Below are 21,247 nucleotides of genomic sequence, written 5' to 3' on the forward strand. Positions count from 1 at the left end.
GCTCGACTGCTCGCTCGGCCTACAGCTCGGTACCGGTGCGCCGCGAGACACRCACCTTGGTGCCGTCGTCGTTGATGCGGTAACCGATCCGGGTCGGCTTCCCGTCAGACGGGTCGACGATCATCACGTTGCTCACGTGGATCGGCGCCTCCTGGGTGATGATGCCCCCGGACTGCGAGCCGCGTGTGCCCTGCTGGACGCGGGTGTGCCGGGTGATCCGGTTCGCGCCCTCGACGAGGACCTTGTTCTGCTCCGGATAGGCGCGGATGACCTTACCCTTGAGCCCACGGTCCTTGCCGGTGATGATCTGGACCGTGTCGCCTTTCTTGATCTTCAAAGTGGCCACGGTCACAGCACCTCCGGCGCCAGCGAGATGATCTTCATGAACTTCTTGTCACGCAGCTCCCGGCCGACCGGCCCGAAGATGCGGGTGCCCCGAGGGTCACCACCGTCCCGGATGAGCACCGCCGCGTTCTCGTCGAAGCGGATGTAGGAGCCGTCCGGCCGCCGGCGCTCCTTGGTGGTACGCACCACGACCGCCTTGACCACGTCGCCGCGCTTCACGCCGGCGCCGGGCAGGGCGTCCTTCACCGTGCCGACGATGATGTCGCCGATCCCCGCGTAACGACGCCCAGAGCCGCCGAGCACCCGGATGCAGAGAATCTCCCGCGCTCCGGTGTTGTCGGCGACCCGAAGTCGCGACTCCTGCTGAATCACTTTCCGCTCCTGATCACCCGGTCCTGCCCGGCCCCGGCGTCCGGGCCAGAACTACTTCACTACTTCGCCTTCTCCAAGACCTGAACGATCCGCCACCGCTTGGTCGCCGACAACGGCCGCGTTTCCATCAGCAGGACGCGGTCGCCGACACCGGTGGTGCCGCTCTCGTCGTGCGCCTTGACCTTCTTGGTACGACGGATCGTCTTGCCGTACAGCGGGTGCTGCACCCGGTCCTCGACCGCGACCACGACGGTCTTGGTCATCTTGTCGCTGACCACGAGGCCCTCGCGGACCTTGCGGAATCCGCGGGCGGGAGCCGCCGCGTCCGTGCTCTGCGAAGCCTCCTGGGAGGCCGTCTCGTCTGTCACTGTCCTCACGCCCGTTCCGACTGCGTCGCGTCATCGTCCGCCGCGCCGGCCGCCACCGCCGGATCGTCGGTGATACCCARCTCCCGTTCGCGCATGACGGTGTAGATCCGGGCGATATCGCGCCGCACGGCCTGCAGCCGGCGGTTGTTCGACAGCTGCCCGGTCGCCGCCTGGAACCGGAGGTTGAACAGCTCCTCCTTGGCCTCCCGAAGCTTGTCGACGAGCTCCTCGCCCGACAGGCTCCGCAGCTCGTCCGCGGTAGCGATAGCCATTACGCACCACCTTCACGGACCACGAAACGGCACTTCATCGGCAGCTTGTGGATAGCCCGCCGCATCGCCTCGCGGGCCACCGGCTCCGCGAYCCCGGACAGCTCGAACAGGACCCGGCCCGGCTTGACGTTCGCGACCCACCACTCGGGCGAGCCCTTACCAGAACCCATCCGGGTCTCGGCCGGCTTCTTGGTCAGCGGACGGTCCGGGTAGATGTTGATCCAGACCTTTCCACCACGACGGATGTGCCGGGTCATCGCGATACGGGCCGACTCGATCTGCCGGTTCGTCACGTAGGCCGACTCCAAGGCCTGGATCCCGTACTCACCGAACGTGACCCGGGTTCCGCCCTTGGCGGCACCGGTCCGCCCGGGGTGGTGCTGCTTGCGGTGCGCGACCTTCCGGGGAATCAGCATGTCTATTCCTCCGCCTTCTCCGGAGTGTTCGCCACGGCCGCCTCGGCCGGCGCACTCGCCGCCTCGGCCGGCGCACTCGCCGCCGCGGTGGCGGGCTCCGCGACGGGTGCCGTCGGCTCGGTCGCCGCGRCCTCGCCCGCCGGAGTCTCAGCCGGGGCGTTCCCGCCGCCACCACCACGGCCCCGGCGCTCGCCGCGGGCCGCCGCCCGGCCCGCTTCGGTCCCGCCCTGGGTCGTGCCGGACGAGCCGGAACGCGGCCCGCGGCGCGGGCGCTCCCGGCGGGTCTGGCGCTGCAGCGCCTCCTGCGCCTCACGCTCGGCCCGGCTCTGGACGATGTCGCCCTTGTAGATCCAGACCTTCACGCCGATGCGGCCGAAGTTCGTCCGAGCCTCATAGAAGCCGTAGTCGATGTCCGCGCGAAGGGTGTGCAACGGCACCCGACCCTCGCGGTAGAACTCCGACCGGCTCATCTCGGCGCCGCCGAGACGACCCGAGCACTGCACCCGGATCCCCTTCGCGCCGCCCTTCATCGCGGTCTGCATGGCCTTGCGCATCGCCCGGCGGAAGCTGACCCGGCTGGAGAGCTGCTCGGCCACCCCTTGGGCGACGAGTTGGGCGTCGACCTCGGGGTTCTTCACCTCGAGGATGTTGAGCTGCACCTGCTTGCCGGTGAGCTTTTCCAGGTCGCCACGGATGCGGTCGGCCTCGGCGCCACGGCGACCGATGACGATGCCCGGGCGCGCGGTGTGGATGTCCACCCGCAGCCGCCCCTGGGTCCGCTCGATGTCGACCCGGCTGATGCCGGCCCGCTCCATGCCCCGCGACATCATCTTACGGATCTTCACGTCCTCGCCGACGTACGCCTTGTACTGCTTGTCGGCGTACCAACGGGAGGTGAACTCCGAGGTGATGCCAAGCCGGAACCCGTGCGGGTTGACCTTCTGCCCCACTACCGGGCCCTCCTTGTCGTCTTCGCGCCCCGGCCGGCCGCGGAGACCGGCTCCCGGCTCTCCACCACGACGGTGATGTGGCTGGTGCGCTTGCGGATCCGGTAGGCCCGGCCCTGAGCTCGGGGCCGGATGCGCTTGAGCGTCGGCCCCTCGTCCACGTAGACCTCGCCGACCCACAGGGTGGCCGGATCGAGGCTGTGGTTGTTCTCGGCGTTCGCCGCAGCGCTGGCGACAACCTTGTACACGTCCTCGCTGGCCGCCTGCGGAGCGAACCGGAGGATGTCCAGCGCCTCGCCGACCGAGCGCCCGCGCACCAGGTCGACGACCCGGCGGGCCTTCGTCGGCGAGACCCGGACATAGCGGGCCGAGGCCTTCGCCCCGGGAAGACCGGCCCGGGTCAGGCCGTCAACGAGATCGTCAGCCACGGCGTGACCTCCGGTCCTCCTTGACGTGGCCACGGAAGGTCCGGGTCGGGGCGAACTCGCCGAGCTTGTGCCCGACCATGCCCTCGGTGATGAAGACCGGGACGTGCTTGCGGCCGTCGTGCACGGCGATCGTGTGCCCCAGCATGTCGGGGATCACGGTCGACCGGCGCGACCAGGTCTTGATGACGTGCTTGGTGCCCTTGGAGTTCTGCAGATCCACCTTCTTGAGCAGGTGGTCGTCGACGAACGGGCCCTTTTTCAGACTGCGTGGCATGGCTGTGTCTCCTCCTTCCTGCTCAGATCCGATGGGTACGGCTGGTCGGCGGCGCGCTGGTGGCCGACGCGGCCCGGGGCCTGGAGATCACCATTACCGCCGCCTGTTCTGCTTGCGACGACGCACAATGAGCGCGTCGGACGACTTGSGGGTCGCCCGGGTCCGCCCCTCCGGACGGCCCTTGGGATTGACGGGGTGACGACCGCCGGAGGTCTTACCCTCACCACCACCGTGCGGGTGGTCGACCGGGTTCATCGCGACACCGCGCACGGTGGGTCTGCGACCCTTCCAGCGCATCCGGCCGGCCTTACCCCAGTTGATGTTGCTCTGCTCCGCGTTGCCGACCTCGCCGACCGTCGCGCGGCAGCGCACATCCACGTTGCGGATCTCACCGGAGGGCATCCGCAGCTGAGCGTAGGGGCCGTCCTTCGCGACGAGCTGCACACTCGTGCCGGCGCTACGGGCGATCTTCGCACCACCGCCGGGACGCAGCTCGATGGCGTGCACCACCGTGCCGGTCGGGATGTTGCGCAGCGGCAGCGCGTTGCCGGGCTTGATGTCGGCGCCCACGCCGGAACTGACCGTGTCGCCCTGCCTGAGCTTGACCGGCGCGAGGATGTAGCGCTTCTCGCCGTCGAGGTAGTGCAGCAGCGCGATCCGGGCGGTGCGGTTGGGGTCGTACTCGATGTGCGCGACCTTGGCCGGCACCCCGTCCTTGTCCCGCCGGAAGTCGATGACCCGGTACGCCCGCTTGTGCCCGCCGCCCTGGTGCCGGGTGGTGATCCGGCCGTGGACGTTGCGCCCGCCCTTGGAGTGCAGCGGGCGGACCAGCGACTTCTCCGGGTGGTCACGAGTGATCTCGACGAAGTCGGCCACGCTCGCACCACGACGCCCCGGCGTCGTCGGCTTGTACCTACGAATACCCATGGCTTCCTACCGTCCTGGACCCACCGCCGCCGCGGAGCGCACGCGCTCAGGCACCGGGGCCTCCGAAGATCTCGATCGTGTCACCGGGAGCCAGGCTCACCAGGGCCCGCTTGGAGGCGGACCGGTGTCCCCAGCCGTGCTTGGTCCGCTTGCGCTTGCCCTGCCGGTTGATGGTGTTCACCCGCAGGACCCGCACATTGAAGATCTGCTGGACCGCGAGCTTGATCTGGGTCTTGTTCGCGTCCGGACGCACGATGAAGGTGTAGACGTTCTCGTCGAGCAGGCCGTAGCTCTTCTCGGAGACGACCGGCCGCAGGATCACGTCACGCGGGTCGGGAATCACTTGTTCTCCTCCGCCCCGGCCACACCTTCGGTGCCCGCGGCAGCCTCGGTCCCGGCGGTGGAGGTTGCCGGACGGGTGTCACGAGCAAGGAACGCGGCCAGCGCATCCTCGATGAAGACCACGTCGTCGCTCACCAGCACGTCATAGGTATTGAGCTGGCCCGGGTCGAGCAGGTGCACCGCCGCGACGTTGCGCAGGCTCTTCCAGGTCAGCTCGTCCGAACGGCTCGCCACCACCAGCACCCGGCGGGTGTCGGCGATCGTCCGCAGCGCGGTGACCGCGCTCTTCGTCGACGGCGTCTCGCCGGAGACCAGCGAGGACACCACGTGCACCCGGTTGTTGYGGGCCCGGTCGGACAGCGCGCCGCGCAGCGCGGCGGCCTTCATCTTCTTCGGGGTCCGCTGGTCGTATCTGCGCGGTGTGGGGCCGTGTACGGTGCCACCGCCGGTGAACTGCGGAGCCCGCAGCGATCCCTGCCGGGCCCGGCCGGTGCCCTTCTGCCGATACGGCTTGCGGCCACCGCCGCGGACCTCGCCGCGGGTCTTCGTGTCGTGCGTGCCCTGGCGGGCCGCCGCGAGCTGCGCCACCACGACCTGGTGGATCAGCGGGATGTTGAGCGGCACGTCGAACACGCCACCGGGCAGCTCGACGCTGCCGCCTTCGCCCCCGTTCGGCGCGTGCACCGCGACGGTGCGCGCGGTGACGCTCGGGTCGGATGTGGCCACCCGGCTCATGCCGAGACCTCCTCACCGGTACCGGCCAGCTCGGCCGCCGGGGCGATGGCCTCGGGCGCCGGGCGCTTGGCCGCGCTGCGCACGAGGACCAGACCACCATCCGGGCCGGGCACCGCACCCCTGACCAGCAGATAGCCACGCTCGGTGTCGACGGCGTGGATCGTCAGCCCCGAGGTCGTGGTGCGCACGTGACCCATCCGGCCGGCCATGCGCAGGCCCTTGAACACGCGACCGGGCGTGGCGCAGCCGCCGACCGACCCCGGCGAGCGGTGCTTGCGCTCGACGCCGTGCCCCGCGCCCAGACCCTTGAACCCGTGACGCTTCATGACACCGGCGAACCCCTTGCCCTTCGAGGTGCCGGTGACGTCAACGACGGTCCCGGCGGAGAACACCTCGCCGGTCAGCTCCTGGCCGGGCCGGTAGTTGCCGGCATCGGCGGTCCGCAGCTCGACGAGGTGGCGCCGGGGCGTCACCCCGCTGGTGGCGAAGTGGYCGCGGGCGGGTTTGTTGATCTTACGCGGGTCGACCTCGCCGTAACCGAGCTGAACGGCCGAGTAGCCGTCCGAGTCAGGCGTCTTGACCTGCGTGACGACGTTGGGTCCGGCCTTGATGACGGTGACCGGCACGACGCGGTTGTTCGCGTCCCATACCTGGGTCATCCCGAGCTTGGTGCCCAGGAGCCCTCTGTAGTTGCGGATGAGCATGACTGCGCCGGCCCCTCTTACAGCTTGATCTCGATATCGACGCCGGCGGGCAGGTCGAGGCGCATAAGCGAGTCGACCGTCTTGGGCGTCGGGTCAAGAATGTCGATCAGCCGCTTGTGCGTCCGCATCTCGAAGTGCTCGCGGCTGTCCTTGTACTTGTGCGGCGACCGGATGACGCAGTAGATGTTCTTCTCCGTCGGCAGCGGCACCGGTCCCGCGACCTGCGCGCCCGTCCGCGTCACCGTCTCGACGATCTTCCGCGCCGAGCTGTCGATGACCTCGTGGTCATAGGCCTTGAGCCGGATGCGGATCTTCTGTGCCGCCATGGTGGGCTTCGCCTGTCCTGTCTGTCTCGTCCGGCCGGTATCGCTACCGGGTCACCGCCCGTAGATCCTCACCGCCGGCCGCGCGGCGAGCCTGGCGCCCCGCCGCCGGCGGAAAGAACCTGCCGGTTGTACCGCTGTCTCGTGCCGGTCCCGCTCGACGTGTCGACCGGGACCGGGCTGCGTCCCTTGCCGGCGGCCGGTTGTCCTCGGCAGCCGAGTCTCGCGAGAGCCTTGCCTGGTCAGGCAGCGCAGTGGGCGGTGGGTCCGTACACACGCCCGGACCCACCGCCCACGGCTACTACTTGAGAACCTTCGTAACCTGGCCCGCGCCGACGGTCCGGCCACCCTCGCGGATGGCGAAGCGCAGACCCTCCTCCATGGCGATCGGCTGGATCAGCTCGACCGTCATCTCGGTGTTGTCCCCCGGCATGACCATCTCCGTGCCCTCGGGGAGGGTCACGACGCCGGTCACGTCGGTGGTGCGGAAGTAAAACTGCGGGCGGTAGTTCTTGAAGAACGGCGTGTGCCGTCCGCCCTCATCCTTGTTGAGGATGTAGACGCGAGCCTCGAACACCGTGTGCGGGGTGATCGACTTCGGCTTGACGATGACCTGGCCGCGCTCGACGTCCTCCCGCTTGATACCGCGCAGGAGCAGACCGACGTTGTCGCCGGCACGCCCCTCGTCGAGCAGCTTGCGGAACATCTCGACACCGGTCACGGTGGTGGAGGTGGTCTCCGGCTTGATACCGACGATCTCCACGGTCTCGTTGACCTTGACGATTCCGCGCTCGACGCGACCGGTGACCACGGTGCCACGACCGGTGATCGTGAAGACGTCCTCGATCGGCATGAGGAACGGCCGGTCGATGTCACGCTGCGGCTCGGGGATCGACTCGTCGACCGCCGCCATGAGCTCGAGGAGCTTGGCGCCCCACTCCTTGTCGCCCTCCAGCGCCTTGAGCGCGGAGACCCGGACGACCGGAACGTCGTCGCCCGGGAACTCGTACGAGCTCAGCAGCTCCCGGACCTCCAGCTCGACGAGCTCGAGGATCTCCTCGTCGTCGACCATGTCGGCCTTGTTCAGGGCGACGACAATGTAGGGCACGCCGACCTGGCGGGCGAGGAGCACGTGCTCCTTCGTCTGCGGCATCGGGCCGTCGGTGGCGGACACGACCAGGATCGCGCCGTCCATCTGAGCGGCACCGGTGATCATGTTCTTGATGTAGTCAGCGTGTCCCGGGCAGTCGACGTGCGCATAGTGCCGGGTGTCGGTCTGGTACTCGACGTGGGCGATCGAGATCGTGATGCCGCGGGCCTTCTCCTCCGGCGCCTTGTCGATCTGGTCGAACGGCGTGAAGGGGTTGAGGTCTGGGTAGGCGTCGTGCAGGACCTTGGTGATCGCCGCGGTCAGGGTCGTCTTGCCGTGGTCGATGTGACCAATGGTGCCGATATTGACGTGCGGCTTCGTCCGCTCGAACTTCTGCTTCGCCACGGGTGTCCCTCCAAGGACGGGTGGTGTCGTGCTGTGTAGTCAGGTAGGGGTATTGCTCACGCCGTGAGGGCGCTCACTCTCCCCGGGCCTTGGCGATGATCTCCTTGGCGACGTTCGCGGGAACCTCGGCGTAGGAGTCGAACTGCATGGAGTAGCTCGCCCGGCCGGAGGTCTTCGAGCGAAGATCACCAACGTAGCCGAACATCTCCGACAGTGGCACCAGCGCCCGTACGATCCGGGAGCCCCCCCGCTCCTCCATCGCCTGGATCTGCCCACGGCGGGAGTTCAGGTCGCCGATCACGTCACCCATGTGGTCCTCGGGGGTGGTGACCTCGACGGCCATCAGGGGCTCGAGCAGCACCGGGTCGGCCTTGCGGGCCGCGTCCTTGAACGCCATCGAACCGGCGATCTTGAATGCGAGTTCGGACGAGTCGACGTCATGGAAYTGGCCGTCGAGCAGGGTGACCTTGACGTCCACCAGCGGATAGCCRGCGAGCACGCCGAACTCCATGGCCTCCTGGCAGCCCGCATCCACCGAGGGGATGTACTCCCGGGGGATGCGACCACCCGTGACCTTGTTCTCGAACTCGTAGCCACCGCCGTCGCCGCCGGAGGGCTCCAGGTTGATGATCACCCGGGCGTACTGGCCGGATCCACCCGTCTGCTTCTTGTGGGTGTAGTCGACCTTCTCCACCTTGCGGCGGATCGTCTCCCGGTAGGCCACCTGCGGCTTGCCGACGTTCGCCTCGACACCGAACTCGCGGCGCATCCGGTCGACCAGCACATCCAAGTGCAGCTCGCCCATGCCGGCGATGATCGTCTGACCGGTCTCCTCGTCGGTGCGGACCTGGAAGGTCGGGTCCTCCTCGGCGAGCCGCTGGATGGCGGTGCCCAGCTTCTGCTGGTCGGCCTTGGTCTTCGGCTCGATCGCGACGTGGATGACCGGCGCCGGGAACGTCATCGACTCCAGGATCACCGGGGCGTTCGGGTCGCAGAGCGTGTCACCCGTGGTGGTGTTCTTCAGCCCCACCACGGCCACGATCTGTCCCGCGCCGACGCCCTCCCGGTCCTCCCGGTGGTTGGCGTGCATCTGCAGGATGCGGCCGACACGCTCCTTGCGGTCCTTCGTCGAGTTCAGCACCGGCGAACCACCAGTCAGCTTGCCGGAGTACACCCGGATGTAGGTCAGCTTACCCACGTACGGGTCACTCATGATCTTGAAGGCGAGCGCGGAAAACGGCTCGTCCTCGCTCGGCTCCCGGCGGACCTCGGTCTCCTCGTCACCGACCGCATGGCCGACGGTGACGCCGATGTCCAGCGGGTTCGGCAGGAAGTCGACGACGGCGTCGAGCATGGGCTGGACGCCCTTGTTCTTGAACGCCGAACCGCACAGCACCGGGTTGACCTTGCTCGCCAGGGTCGCGCGGCGCAGGGCTGCGACGAGCTGCTCCGTGGAGGGCTCCTCACCCTCGAGGTAGAGCTCCATGAGCTCGTCGTCGTTCTCAGCGACGGTCTCGAGGAGCTTGTCGCGCCACTCCTGCGCGGCCTCAAGGTGATCCCGCGGGATGTCGACGGTCTCGTAAGAGGCGCCCTTGTCCTCGGTCTTCCAGAGGAGGCCCTTCATGCGGACCAGGTCGATGACACCGCGGAAGTCGGCCTCCACGCCCCACGGGAGCTGGATCACGGCCGGCGTCGCGTCGAGCCGGTCGATCATCATCTCCACGCAGCGGTGGAACTCGGCACCGACCCGGTCCATCTTGTTGACGAAGGCGATACGCGGGACGTTGTAACGGTCGGCCTGCTTCCAGACCGTCTCGCTCTGCGGCTCGACTCCGGCGACCGCGTCGAAGACCGCGACCGCACCGTCAAGGACCCGCAGCGAGCGCTCCACCTCGACGGTGAAGTCGACATGGCCGGGGGTATCGATGATGTTGATGGTGTGGTCGCGCCAGAGACAGGTGGTGGCCGCGGAGGTGATGGTGATCCCCCGCTCCTGCTCCTGCTCCATCCAGTCCATCGTGGCGCCGCCCTCGTGGACCTCACCGATCTTGTAGTTCACACCGGTGTAGAAGAGGATGCGCTCGGTGGTGGTGGTCTTGCCCGCGTCGATGTGGGCCATGATCCCGATGTTGCGGGTCCCGGCCAGCAAGGAACGTACGTCAGATGGCATGTCGGATCACCAGCGGTAGTGGGCGAAGGCCTTGTTGGACTCCGCCATCTTGTGGGTGTCCTCCCGGCGCTTCACGCTGGCGCCGAGGCCGTTGCTTGCGTCGATGAGCTCGTTCATCAGCCGCTCGGTCATCGTCTTCTCGCGACGAGCCCGGGAGTAGCCGACGATCCAGCGCAGCGCGAGGGTAGTGCTCCGGCCGGCGCGAACCTCGACCGGAACCTGGTAGGTGGCACCACCCACCCGGCGGCTGCGCACCTCCAGCGTCGGCTTGACGTTGTCCAGCGCACGCTTGAGCGTGACGACCGGGTCGTTGCCGGTCTTGTTCTTCGCACCCTCGAGTGCGCCGTACACGATGCGCTCCGCGACCGACTTCTTACCGCTCAACAGCACCTTGTTCACCAGCGCGGTCACCAGCGGCGACCCGTACACCGGGTCGACCACCACGGTGTGCTTGGGCGCAGGCCCCTTGCGCGGCATCAGCCCYTCTCCTTCTTCGCGCCGTAGCGGCTACGAGCCTGCTTACGGTTACGGACGCCCTGCGTGTCGAGAGCGCCTCGGACGATCTTGTACCGGACACCCGGAAGATCCTTCACTCGGCCACCGCGAACCAGGACGATCGAGTGCTCCTGCRGGTTGTGGCCGACCCCGGGGATGTAGGCGGTRACTTCGATCCCGCTGTTCAACCGGACCCGGGCCACCTTGCGCAGGGCCGAGTTCGGCTTCTTCGGGGTGGTCGTGTAGACGCGGGTGCACACACCACGACGCTGAGGGCTTCCCTTGAGTGCCGGGGTCTTGGTCTTCTCGACCTTGTCCTGCCGGCCCTTGCGGACCAGCTGCTGGATCGTGGGCAACGCCGCTCCCGTTCCTGTCACGCCTCGTCGTACTGCCTTGGGCAACCAGACCGGTACGCCGGCCTACCTGCTGCTGTGGTCCGCACCCGATCCACCGGAGTGTCCTCGAGCGGCTTCTCCGACCCACGCGGTCGGGCGTGTCGCGCCATTCGACCGAAACCTCGATGCGATGATCCAGTTCCGGTGAGGAGCACGCCAGCCCGCCCGTCCGCTTTGCGGAACCGAGCTCGACAGTCGCCGACGGATACCCGAACAGTGACTTTACGTCAACCTAGCGAGCACCACGGCGCCACATCGAAGTGCAGGACGCACGCCGGAGCCACGTGGACTCCGACCACAGGGCTCAACAGTACTCCACGCCCGCGCCAGGTGTCGAACGGGGGTGTCCGGCGAAATCCCACGCAGACCCCACGCGCACTATGCACTCGACGGGCGTACGCACTCGACGGGCGGCACAGGCGGGCACCAGCACGGCCCCCCGTACTGGCACGCTGTACCTACTGGCACGCTGTACGGGACAGCACGATACCGGCATCGGAGGGCCCGCGAGGACATGTCTGACRCAGCCGGCGCACGATTCGCGGCCGCCCCCACCCGACGCCGGCCGAGCCGGGACGCGCTGCTCGCGGCCTACGGGACCACCGTCCCGGACCTGGTCGCCCCGGCCACCGTCGTGCTGCTCTGCGGGATCAACCCGTCCCTCGAGTCCGGGGCCACCGGCTTTCACTTCGGCACGCCGAGCAACCGGCTGTGGCCGGTGCTGCACCTCGCCGGCTTCACCCCACGCCGGTTGCATCCCAGCGAGACCGACGAACTGGTCCGCCGGGGCATCAGCATCACCAATCTCGTCCACCGCTCCACCGCGCGCGCCGACGAGATCAGCGATGACGAGGTCCGCGCCGGCGTGCCCCGGCTCACCGAACTCGTCGAACGGGTCGCACCCCGGTGGGTGGCCTTCCTCGGCTTGGCCGCCTACCGGATCGGGTTCGGACGCCGCGGCGCGAAGGTCGGCCGCCAGGCGGAGACCCTGGGATCCGCCGGCGTCTGGCTCCTGCCCAATCCGAGCGGCCTGAACGCGCACTACCAGCTGCCCGACCTGGTCCGGGTCTACGGCGAGCTACGCGAAACCGCCTATTCCTGACCCACCCGCCACGTTTCCGAGGAGGGTCGCCGCCAGGCCGGCCGGCAGATGCGTGCGTACCGGGGCCCAGAAGTCGGCTCCGGGGGGCGCCTCGACCTCGATGCGGGAGCCGCCGGCCCAAGCCGCATCGAAGGCGAGYCGCCACGAGTGCAGCAGGGTGCGGGCGGTGGCATCGCGGCCGAACAGCGGATCGCCCTCGATCGGGTGCCCGATCCAGGCCAGATGCACCCGGATCTGGTGGCGCCGCCCGCTGACCGGCGTGACCGCGAGCAGGGTGTACTCACCGCCCTCCCACACCCGGATGAAGGTCGTGACGGACGGGTATGTCCGGACGTGGGGAAACACCGCGGCGGGCGGAACCGTCCAGCGTCCGACGCCGGCGCCGGCGCCGGTCGGGCCAACCTCTGCCCGGGCCGCCTCCGCCAAGGGGGCCGCCTCCCCCAGGTCGGCCACCTCCGCCAAGGGGGCCGCCTCCCCCAGGTCGGCCACCTCCGCCAAGGGGGCCACCTCCGCCAAGGGGGCCACCTCCCCCAGGTCGGCCACCTCCGCCAAGGGGGCCACCTCCGCCAGGTCGGCCATGATGTCGGCCCGGTTCGCCGCCACCCGGACCCGACTCTTGCGCCCCACACTCAGCGGCAGGTCGACGGTCCCCGAGGCGGGCAGTCCGCGGGTGCGGGTCAGGACGAGGTAGCGCTTGTCCACCGTGCGGCGCTGGAACTGCCGGGTGAGATCACCGTGGAACCGCAACTGCCGGGCGAAGAGCACCAGGCCCGAGGTGACCTTGTCGATGYGGTGCACCGGGAACAGCTCCTCGCCGTCATCCCCGGCGAGGGTGACGAGATCGGTGTCGTGCCGCTCTCCCATGACCGAGATGCCGACGGGTTTGTCGAGCACGAGAATGGCCTCATCCTCGTAGATCATTCGTTCCCGGCGAATCTCGGTCCACTCGCGGTCAGCCCCGGTCACGTCCACTGCCGGGGAGCGCTTCGATGACCACTGTCCGATAAGGCGCGGCCAACCGACTCAGGTCGTCGTGGTCGCCGGTCAGAATCACGCCGCCGCCACCTTCCACCGCCACCGCATGTACCTGCCCCTGTCCTGCCGATTTTCGCCTCTGCGCGCTGTCCCACCAGCGGGCTTCGGACCTGGACGCGCAACCGGCCCGGCACCCTGGTGAGGGCGCCGGGCCGGTCCTGATCGATCGGGCTTCGGTCGGGCTCTGGTCAGCTCCGCTCGGTCAGCCTCGCGACCTGCTTACGCGCGGCCTGCTCAGCGGAAGTCTCCCGAGCTGCGGTAGTCGAACTCGTCCAGCGGGACCGCCTGGCCGGAGCCCGTGCCGAACGCACCGTACTCGACGCCGCCGTCCTCGTAGGCACCGACGGAGTACATCGCCGCACGTGCCTCCTCGGTCGGCTCGACCCGGATGTTGCGGTACCGGGAGATCCCGGTGCCGGCCGGGATGAGCTTTCCGATGATGACGTTCTCCTTCAGGCCGACGAGCGAGTCCGACCGGGCGTTGATCGCCGCGTCGGTGAGCACCCGAGTCGTCTCCTGGAAGGAGGCCGCCGACAGCCACGACTCGGTCGCCAGCGACGCCTTGGTGATTCCCATGAGGACCGGGCGGGCCGAGGCCGGCTGGCCACCGGTTTCCACCACCCGACGGTTCTCCGCCTCGAACCGGGCCCGCTCGCAGAGCTCACCGGGCAGCAGGGTGGTGTCGCCCGACTCGAGAACGTTCACCCGCTTGAGCATCTGGCGGATGATGATTTCGATGTGCTTGTCGTGGATCGACACACCCTGCGACCGGTAGACCTCCTGGACCTGGTCCACCAGGTGGAGCTGGACCTGGCGCGGCCCGAGGATGCGCAACACCTCGTGCGGGTCGACGGCACCGTCGACAATCTGGCTGCCGACCTCGATGTGGTCGCCCTCGCGGACCCGCAGGCGCGAACGCCGCGAGACCGGGTAGGCGATCTCGTCGCTGCCGTCGTCCGGCACCACCACGACCTTGAAGGTCTTCTCGGTCTCCTCGATCTTCACCCGGCCGGAGACCTCGGTGATGGGGGCCTTGCCCTTCGGGCTGCGCGCCTCGAACAGCTCGACGACACGCGGCAGACCCTGGGTGATGTCGTCGCCGGCGACGCCACCGCTGTGGAAGGTACGCATCGTCAGCTGGGTGCCGGGCTCACCGATGGACTGCGCGGCGACGATGCCGACGGCCTCACCGACGTCAACCAGCTTGCCGGTGGCGAGCGAGCGCCCGTAGCACTGGGCGCACACCCCCATCCGGGACTCGCAGGTCAGCGCCGAGCGGACCCGCACCTGCTCGATGCCGGCCTCGATGATCTGGCTGATCGCGACGTCCCCGGCGTCGGTGCCGGCGGGCACGATGACCTCGCCGTTCGCGTCGATCGCGTCGGAGGCCAGCGTCCGCGCGTACGCCGAGGTCTCGGCATACCGGTCCCGGACCAGCACCCCGTCGGCGCCCTTGCGGGCGATCCGAGTGAGGATGCCGCGCTCGGTGCCGCAGTCCTCCTCGCGGACGATGACATCCTGGCTGACGTCGACGAGCCGCCGGGTCAGGTACCCCGAGTCCGCGGTGCGCAGGGCGGTGTCGGCGAGTCCCTTACGGGCACCGTGGGTGGAGATGAAGTACTCCAGCACGGTCAGGCCCTCGCGGAAGTTCGCCTTGATCGGCCGCGGGATGATCTCACCTTTCGGGTTGGAGACCAGACCACGCATGCCGGCGAGCTGCCGGATCTGCATCATGTTTCCAGCGGCTCCGGAGTTGACCAGCACGTAGACCGGGTTGGTCTCCGGGAAGTTCTCCTCCATCGCCTCGGCGATCTTGTTGGTCGCCTCGGTCCAGATCTGGACCAGCYCGCTGCGGCGCTCCTCGTCGGACAGGAAGCCGCGGTCGAACTGCTTCTGGACCCGGTCGGCACGCTGCTCGTAGTCGTCGAGGATCTCGGCCTTGTTCGGCGGCGCGACGACGTCCTCGATCGCGACGGTGACCCCGGACCGGGTGGCCCAGTAGAAACCGGCGCTCTTCAGGGCGTCCAGGGTCGCCGCTACCTGGATCTTCGGGTACCGCTCGGCCAGGTCGTTGACGATCGCGGCCTGGGCCTTCTTGTTCAGCTGGGCGTTGATGAAGGGGTAGCCCTCCGGCAGCGCCTCGTTGAGCAGGCAACGACCGAACGTGGTCTCCAGGGTGAACACGTCCCCGGTGACCCAGTCGGCGGGCGGGACCCAGTCCGACGGCGGGGTGGTGTCCCGCAACCGCACCCTGATCTTCGCCTGAAGGGCGACCTCCCGGGCGTCGAAGGCCATCTGCGCCTCGGCGACGCTGGAGAACGACCGCCCCTCGCCGAGCGCCCCCTCGGCCAGGCGGGACAGGTGGAACACCCCGGTCACCATGTCGAGGCTCGGCATCGCCAGCGGCCGGCCCGATGCGGGCGAGAGAATGTTGTTGCTCGACAGCATCAGGATCCGCGCCTCGGCCTGCGCCTCGGCGGACAGCGGCAGGTGCACCGCCATCTGGTCACCGTCGAAGTCGGCGTTGAACGCCGTGCAGACCAGCGGGTRGATCTGGATGGCCTTGCCCTCGACGAGCTGCGGTTCGAAGGCCTGGATGCCGAGGCGGTGCAGGGTCGGCGCCCGGTTGAGCAGCACGGGGTGCTCGGTGATGACCTCCTCGAGCACGTCCCACACGACCGGGCGGGCCCGCTCGACCATCCGCTTCGCCGACTTGATGTTCTGCGCGTGGTTGAGGTCCACCAGGCGCTTCATCACGAACGGCTTGAACAGCTCCAGCGCCATCTGCTTGGGCAGACCGCACTGGTGCAGCTTGAGCTGCGGACCGACGACGATGACCGAACGGCCGGAGTAGTCGACCCGCTTGCCCAGCAGGTTCTGGCGGAACCGGCCCTGCTTGCCCTTGAGCATGTCGGACAGCGACTTCAGCGGGCGGTTACCCGGGCCGGTGACCGGCCGGCCGCGGCGGCCGTTGTCGAACAGCGCGTCGACGGCCTCCTGCAGCATCCGCTTCTCGTTGTTGACGATGATCTCGGGCGCGCCGAGGTCGAGCAGCCGCTTCAACCGGTTGTTCCGGTTGATCACCCGGCGGTACAGGTCGTTGAGGTCCGAGGTGGCGAACCGGCCACCATCGAGCTGCACCATCGGGCGCAGATCGGGTGGGATCACCGGGACGCAGTCGAGCACCATCCCCATCGGGGAGTTGCGGGTGTTCAGGAACGCGGAGACGACCTTGAGCCGCTTGAGCGCGCGGGCCTTCTTCTGCCCCTTGCCGCTGCGGATGGTCTCGCGCAGCGACTCGGCCTCGGCGGCCAGGTCGAAGTCGGCCAGCCGCCGCTGCAGCGCCTCGGCGCCCATACCGCCGTCGAAGTACGCACCGAAGCGGTCGCGCAGCTCGCGATAAAGCAGCTCGTCCGGCTCCAGGTCCTGGACCTTCATGTTCTTGAACCGGTCGAAGACGCGGTCGAGATCGTCGATCTTACGCTGCACCCGGTCCCGGAGCTGGCGCATCTCGCGCTCGGCCGACTCGCGGACCTTGCGTCGCGCGTCACCCTTGGCGCCCTCGGCCTCGAGCTGTGCGAGGTCGGCCTCGAGCCGCTTCTGCCGGACTTCCACGTCGGCGTTCTTCTTGTCCTCGAGCTGCTGCTTCTCGACGCCGATGCGGGCCTCGAGGGTCGGCAGATCGCGGTGGCGGGCGTCCGTGTCCACCTTTGTGATCATGTACGCGGCGAAGTAGATGACCTTCTCGAGGTCCTTCGGCGCGAGGTCCAGCAGGTAGCCGAGGCGGCTCGGGACACCCTTGAAGTACCAGATGTGGGTGACCGGCGCAGCCAGCTCGATGTGGCCCATGCGCTCACGGCGGACCTTGGCCCGGGTCACCTCGACGCCGCAGCGCTCACAGATGATGCCCTTGAACCGGACCCGCTTGTACTTGCCGCAGTAGCACTCCCAGTCCCGGGTCGGACCGAAGATCTTCTCGCAGAAGAGCCCGTCCTTCTCCGGCTTCAGGGTGCGGTAGTTGATCGTCTCGGGCTTCTTGACCTCACCGTGCGACCACTGGCGGATGTCATCCGCGGTGGCGAGACCGATGCGCAGTTCGTCGAAGAAGTTGACGTCCAGCAAGACTGTCGCCTGCTCTCTCTTTCTCGGTCGGGACGCTGGAGTCGGATGGAGCCRCCGGGGGCCTCGCCGCCCATCAGGGCGGGTGCGTCGGACCCCCGGCGTCCGTCAGACCTCCTCGACGCTGCTCGGCTCACGCCGGGACAGGTCGATCCCGAGTTCCTCCGCCGCACGGAAGACGTCCTCGTCGGTGTCACGCATCTCGATCTGCACGCCATCGCTGGAGAGCACCTCGACGTTGAGGCACAGCGACTGCATCTCCTTGATGAGCACCTTGAACGACTCCGGGATACCGGGCTCCGGAATGTTCTCGCCCTTGACGATCGCCTCGTAGACCTTGACCCGGCCCACGACGTCGTCGGACTTGATGGTCAGTAGTTCCTGCAGGGCGTAGGCGGCGCCGTAGGCCTCCAGCGCCCACACCTCCATCTCGCCGAACCGCTGGCCACCGAACTGCGCCTTACCACCCAGGGGCTGCTGGGTGATCATTGAGTAGGGACCGGTCGACCGAGCGTGGATCTTGTCGTCGACCAGGTGCAGCAACTTGAGGATGTAGATGTAGCCGACCGCCACCGGGTAGGGGTACGGCTCACCGGTCCGGCCGTCGAACAGCTTGGCCTTGCCGGAGGAGCCGATCAGCTGGATGCCGTCGCGGTTGGGCAGGGTGGAGTCGAGCAGACCGGTGATCTCCTCCTCGCGGGCACCGTCGAAGACGGGGGTCGCCACATTGGTGCCGGCCGAGGCGGCGTCCGCGCCGATGCCACGCAGCCGCTCCTTCCAGTCCTCGGTGCCGGAGTCGACCTGCCAGCCGGTCTTGRCCACCCACCCGAGGTGGGTCTCCAGGATCTGGCCGATGTTCATCCGCCGAGGCACACCATGCGGGTTGAGCACGACGTCGACCGGGGTCCCGTCCTCGAGGAAGGGCATGTCCTCGGCCGGGAGGATCTTCGCGATGACACCCTTGTTGCCGTGCCGGCCGGCAAGCTTGTCCCCGTCGGTGATCTTTCGCTTCTGGGCGACGTAGACCCGGACCAGCTCGTTGACCCCGGGCGGGAGCTCGTCGCCGTCCTCGCGGGAGAACACCCGCACRCCGATGACCTTGCCGGACTCACCGTGCGGCACCTTCAGCGAGGTGTCACGGACCTCCCGGGCCTTCTCCCCGAAGATCGCGCGCAACAGGCGCTCCTCGGGGGTCAGCTCGGTCTCGCCCTTGGGCGTGACCTTGCCGACCAGGACGTCGCCGGGCGAGACCTCGGCGCCGATCCGGATGATCCCCCGCTCGTCGAGGTCGGCGAGAACCTCCTCGGCGACGTTCGGGATGTCCCGGGTGATCTCCTCCGGGCCGAGCTTGGTGTCGCGGGCGTCGACCTCGTGCTCCTCGATGTGGATCGAGGACAGCACGTCGTCCTGGACGAGACGCTGGGACAGRATGATCGCATCCTCGTAGTTGTGCCCCTCCCACGGCATGAAGGCGACCAGCAGGTTCTTGCCGAGCGCCATCTCACCGTTGTCGGTGCACGGGCCGTCCGCGATGACCTGGCCGGCCCCGACCCGGTCGCCCTCGTTCACGATCGGCTTCTGGTTGATGCAGGTGCCCTGGTTCGACCGGCGAAACTTCGCCAGCCGGTAGGTGCGCCGGGTGCCGTCGTCGTGCATGACGGTGATGTAGTCGGCCGAGAGATCCTCGACCACCCCCGCCTGGGCGCAGACGACCACGTCGCCGGCATCCTTGGCCGCGCGGGCCTCCATCCCGGTGCCGACCAGCGGCGCCTCGGAGCGCAGCAGCGGCACCGACTGGCGCTGCATGTTGGAGCCCATCAGCGCGCGGTTGGCGTCGTCATGCTCGAGGAACGGGATCATCGCGGTCGCCACGGACACCATCTGCCGCGGCGAGACGTCCATGTAGTCGACCTCGTCCGGCGGGATGAACTCGACCTCACCGCCCTTGCGGCGGACCAGGACACGGTCCTCCGCGAACGAGCCGTCGGGCCGCAGCGGGGTGTTCGCCTGCGCCTTGACGTGCCGGTCCTCCTCGTCCGCGGTCAGCCAGTCGATCTGGCCGGTGACCCGGCCGTTCTCCACCTTGCGGTACGGGGTCTCGATGAAGCCGAACGGGTTGACCCGCGCGAACGTCGACAGCGAGCCGATCAGGCCGATGTTCGGGCCTTCCGGCGTCTCGATCGGGCACATCCGGCCGTAGTGGCTGGGGTGCACGTCACGGACCTCGAAGCCGGCCCGCTCCCGGGACAGACCACCGGGGCCGAGCGCGTTCAGGCGGCGCTTGTGGGTCAGACCGGCGAGCGGGTTGGTCTGGTCCATGAACTGCGAGAGCTGGCTGGTGCCGAAGAACTCCTTGATGGAGGCGACGACCGGCCGGATGTTGATCAGGGTCTGCGGGGTGATCGCCTCGACGTCCTGGGTCGTCATCCGCTCGCGGACGACACGCTCCATCCGGGCCAGGCCGAGGCGGACCTGGTTCTGGATAAGCTCGCCGACGGTGCGTATGCGCCGGTTGCCGAAGTGGTCGATGTCGTCGACCTCGTACTCGGCCGGGTCGGCACCCGCGTGCAGCTTGACGACGTACTCGATCGTGCGCACGATGTCGTTCTCGGTGAGGACACCGACGTCGTGGGCAACACCCAGGGAAAGCTTCTTGTTGACCTTGTAGCGACCGACCTTGGCGAGGTCGTAACGCTTCGGGTTGAAGAAGAGGTTCTCCAGCAGGGTCTGCGCCGACTCCCGTGTCGGCGGCTCACCCGGGCGCAGCTTGCGGTAGATGTCGAGCAGCGCATCGTCCTGGCCGGCGGTGTGGTCCTTCTCCAGGGTGATCCGCATCGACGGGAAGTCACCGAACCGCTCGAGGATGCGGGCCTCGTCCCAGCCGAGCGCCTTGAGCAGCACCGTGACGGACTGACGGCGCTTGCGGTCGATCCGCACGCCCACGGTGTCGCGCTTGTCGATCTCGAACTCCAGCCAGGCTCCCCGGGAGGGGATCACCTTGCAGGAGTACAGGTCCTTGTCGGAAGCCTTGTCGAGGCTGCGCTCGAAGTAGACCCCCGGAGAGCGCACGAGCTGACTGACCACCACGCGCTCAGTGCCGTTGATGACGAAGGTGCCCTTCGGGGTCATGAGCGGGAAGTMACCCATGAACACCGTCTGGCTCTTGATCTCGCCGGTGTTGTTGTTGGTGAACTCGGCCGTGACGAACAGCGGGGCCGAGAAGGTCATGTCCTTGTCCTTGCACTCCTCCACGGAGTACTTGGGCGGTTCGAACCGGTGGTCCCGAAAGGACAGTGACATCGAGCCGGAGAAGTCCTCGATCGGGGAGATCTCCTTGAAGACCTCCTCGAGACCCGAGGTGATCGGAACGTCGTCACGGCCGGAATCGATGGCCTCCTGCACCCGCTCCGCCCAGGCGTCACTACCGATCAGCCAATCGAAGGACTGCGTCTGAAGAGCAAGGAGATCCGGGACCTCGAGGGGCTCGATGATCTTAGCGAACGAGATGCGGGAGGAAGAGCGCGAGGCGGCCAAGGTGGTCCTTCCGGTGGCCTGATCGTCGGGCTGGCGTCGCGGACGTCAAGTATCCGTCGGGGAATGGTCAGGTGATCAGTGTCTCGCTACGGTTGTCAGGAACGGCGGCGGGGGGTGCCCCACCGGTGAGATGATGGCCGCGGGACGTGGAGGCCGACCCCCGGGCKTCCTGCGTAGCGGATGTGCGGCCGACAAGCCGACAACGGGCACGCGGAAGCCTCGCCACGGCATGTGCGCGCGGCGACACGAGTGTCCGCTGAGAACAACGGATCGGTGTATGGGCAAGGGWCTCGCTCAGGGTCCTCGGTGTGGCAGCCGTACAGCCGTGCCACACTCCGGCACGACCAGCGCGCCCCCACATCGTCCCGGACTGACCGCGAGTACCGCTCCGGACCACGTAACCGGAACCGCCTCGCGGTGCATACCAGCCCCCGAACAGGGCCGACCAT

At 68.3% G+C, this 21,247-nt stretch carries 21 protein-coding genes; 1 reads left to right on the forward strand and 20 read right to left on the reverse strand.

What is annotated here, in order from left to right:
• Positions 1 to 19: 19 nt before the first annotated feature.
• The 17 genes from rplX to rpsL all read right to left on the reverse strand — a co-directional run bounded on the left by rplX (position 20) and on the right by rpsL (position 10,969).
• On the reverse strand, positions 20 to 346 hold the full coding sequence (rplX, locus tag KBI5_RS03465; RefSeq protein ID WP_116289835.1) for a 50S ribosomal protein L24: 327 nt from the start codon (positions 344 to 346) through the stop codon (positions 20 to 22).
• 2 nt (positions 347 to 348) lie between these two features.
• Positions 349 to 717: a 50S ribosomal protein L14 gene (gene rplN, locus KBI5_RS03470; RefSeq protein ID WP_009740518.1), complete on the reverse strand. Its 369-nt coding sequence runs from the start codon at positions 715 to 717 to the stop codon at positions 349 to 351.
• Positions 718 to 776: 59 nt separating this feature from the next.
• On the reverse strand, positions 777 to 1,085 hold the full coding sequence (gene rpsQ, locus KBI5_RS03475; protein ID WP_011435047.1) for a 30S ribosomal protein S17: 309 nt from the start codon (positions 1,083 to 1,085) through the stop codon (positions 777 to 779).
• A gap of 5 nt (positions 1,086 to 1,090) precedes the next feature.
• Positions 1,091 to 1,357, reverse strand: a complete 267-nt coding sequence (rpmC, locus tag KBI5_RS03480; protein ID WP_011435046.1) for a 50S ribosomal protein L29 — start codon at positions 1,355 to 1,357, stop codon at positions 1,091 to 1,093.
• Complete coding sequence (rplP, locus tag KBI5_RS03485) at positions 1,357 to 1,773, reverse strand: 50S ribosomal protein L16 (RefSeq protein ID WP_085014292.1); 417 nt, start codon at positions 1,771 to 1,773, stop codon at positions 1,357 to 1,359. The genes rpmC and rplP overlap by 1 nt, the downstream gene beginning before the upstream one ends.
• A 2-nt stretch (positions 1,774 to 1,775) precedes the next feature.
• The gene (rpsC, locus tag KBI5_RS03490) at positions 1,776 to 2,723 is read right to left on the reverse strand and encodes a 30S ribosomal protein S3 (RefSeq protein ID WP_085014293.1); all 948 of its coding nucleotides are present in this window, start codon (positions 2,721 to 2,723) and stop codon (positions 1,776 to 1,778) included.
• Positions 2,723 to 3,148: a 50S ribosomal protein L22 gene (gene rplV / locus KBI5_RS03495; RefSeq protein ID WP_011435044.1), complete on the reverse strand. Its 426-nt coding sequence runs from the start codon at positions 3,146 to 3,148 to the stop codon at positions 2,723 to 2,725. Before rplV ends, rpsC begins: the two co-directional genes overlap by 1 nt.
• The gene (gene rpsS / locus KBI5_RS03500; protein WP_011435043.1) at positions 3,141 to 3,422 is read right to left on the reverse strand and encodes a 30S ribosomal protein S19; all 282 of its coding nucleotides are present in this window, start codon (positions 3,420 to 3,422) and stop codon (positions 3,141 to 3,143) included. The genes rplV and rpsS overlap by 8 nt, the downstream gene beginning before the upstream one ends.
• Before the next feature lie 93 nt (positions 3,423 to 3,515).
• The gene (rplB, locus tag KBI5_RS03505; RefSeq protein WP_085014294.1) at positions 3,516 to 4,349 is read right to left on the reverse strand and encodes a 50S ribosomal protein L2; all 834 of its coding nucleotides are present in this window, start codon (positions 4,347 to 4,349) and stop codon (positions 3,516 to 3,518) included.
• 46 nt (positions 4,350 to 4,395) lie between these two features.
• Positions 4,396 to 4,692, reverse strand: coding sequence for a 50S ribosomal protein L23 (gene rplW, locus KBI5_RS03510; protein WP_011435041.1), 297 nt, complete (start codon positions 4,690 to 4,692; stop codon positions 4,396 to 4,398).
• Positions 4,689 to 5,426 (reverse strand): 50S ribosomal protein L4, encoded by a 738-nt coding sequence (gene rplD / locus KBI5_RS03515; RefSeq protein ID WP_085014295.1) that lies wholly within the window; start codon positions 5,424 to 5,426, stop codon positions 4,689 to 4,691. Before rplD ends, rplW begins: the two co-directional genes overlap by 4 nt.
• A complete protein-coding gene (gene rplC, locus KBI5_RS03520) occupies positions 5,423 to 6,130 on the reverse strand; it encodes a 50S ribosomal protein L3 (RefSeq protein ID WP_085014296.1) in 708 nt (235 codons plus the stop codon). Before rplC ends, rplD begins: the two co-directional genes overlap by 4 nt.
• A gap of 17 nt (positions 6,131 to 6,147) precedes the next feature.
• Entirely contained in the window at positions 6,148 to 6,456 is a 309-nt protein-coding gene (gene rpsJ / locus KBI5_RS03525) for a 30S ribosomal protein S10 (RefSeq protein ID WP_007514815.1), read from the reverse strand.
• Positions 6,457 to 6,754: 298 nt separating this feature from the next.
• The gene (tuf, locus tag KBI5_RS03530) at positions 6,755 to 7,948 is read right to left on the reverse strand and encodes an elongation factor Tu (RefSeq protein ID WP_011435038.1); all 1,194 of its coding nucleotides are present in this window, start codon (positions 7,946 to 7,948) and stop codon (positions 6,755 to 6,757) included.
• 73 nt (positions 7,949 to 8,021) lie between these two features.
• On the reverse strand, positions 8,022 to 10,118 hold the full coding sequence (gene fusA / locus KBI5_RS03535; protein ID WP_085014297.1) for an elongation factor G: 2,097 nt from the start codon (positions 10,116 to 10,118) through the stop codon (positions 8,022 to 8,024).
• Positions 10,119 to 10,124: 6 nt separating this feature from the next.
• Complete coding sequence (gene rpsG / locus KBI5_RS03540; protein ID WP_011435036.1) at positions 10,125 to 10,595, reverse strand: 30S ribosomal protein S7; 471 nt, start codon at positions 10,593 to 10,595, stop codon at positions 10,125 to 10,127.
• Positions 10,595 to 10,969, reverse strand: a complete 375-nt coding sequence (gene rpsL / locus KBI5_RS03545) for a 30S ribosomal protein S12 (RefSeq protein WP_085014298.1) — start codon at positions 10,967 to 10,969, stop codon at positions 10,595 to 10,597. Before rpsL ends, rpsG begins: the two co-directional genes overlap by 1 nt.
• Before the next feature lie 553 nt (positions 10,970 to 11,522).
• On the opposite strand from rpsL, the gene mug reads away from it, so the two are divergent.
• Positions 11,523 to 12,110: a G/U mismatch-specific DNA glycosylase gene (mug, locus tag KBI5_RS03550; RefSeq protein ID WP_085014299.1), complete on the forward strand. Its 588-nt coding sequence runs from the start codon at positions 11,523 to 11,525 to the stop codon at positions 12,108 to 12,110.
• On the opposite strand, the gene KBI5_RS03555 is transcribed toward mug, so the two are convergent.
• The 3 genes from KBI5_RS03555 to rpoB form a co-directional block, all read right to left on the reverse strand.
• The gene (locus KBI5_RS03555; protein WP_085014327.1) at positions 12,087 to 13,031 is read right to left on the reverse strand and encodes an RNA pseudouridine synthase; all 945 of its coding nucleotides are present in this window, start codon (positions 13,029 to 13,031) and stop codon (positions 12,087 to 12,089) included. The two genes, mug and KBI5_RS03555, sit on opposite strands and share 24 nt — an antisense overlap.
• Positions 13,032 to 13,379: 348 nt before the next feature.
• Entirely contained in the window at positions 13,380 to 17,267 is a 3,888-nt protein-coding gene (locus KBI5_RS03560) for a DNA-directed RNA polymerase subunit beta' (protein ID WP_085014300.1), read from the reverse strand.
• A gap of 105 nt (positions 17,268 to 17,372) precedes the next feature.
• Entirely contained in the window at positions 17,373 to 20,798 is a 3,426-nt protein-coding gene (gene rpoB / locus KBI5_RS03565; protein ID WP_085014301.1) for a DNA-directed RNA polymerase subunit beta, read from the reverse strand.
• Between the last annotated feature and the right edge of the window lie 449 nt (positions 20,799 to 21,247).

The organism is Frankia sp. KB5 (assembly GCF_002099325.1).
Lineage (GTDB): Bacteria > Actinomycetota > Actinomycetes > Frankiales > Frankiaceae > Frankia > Frankia casuarinae.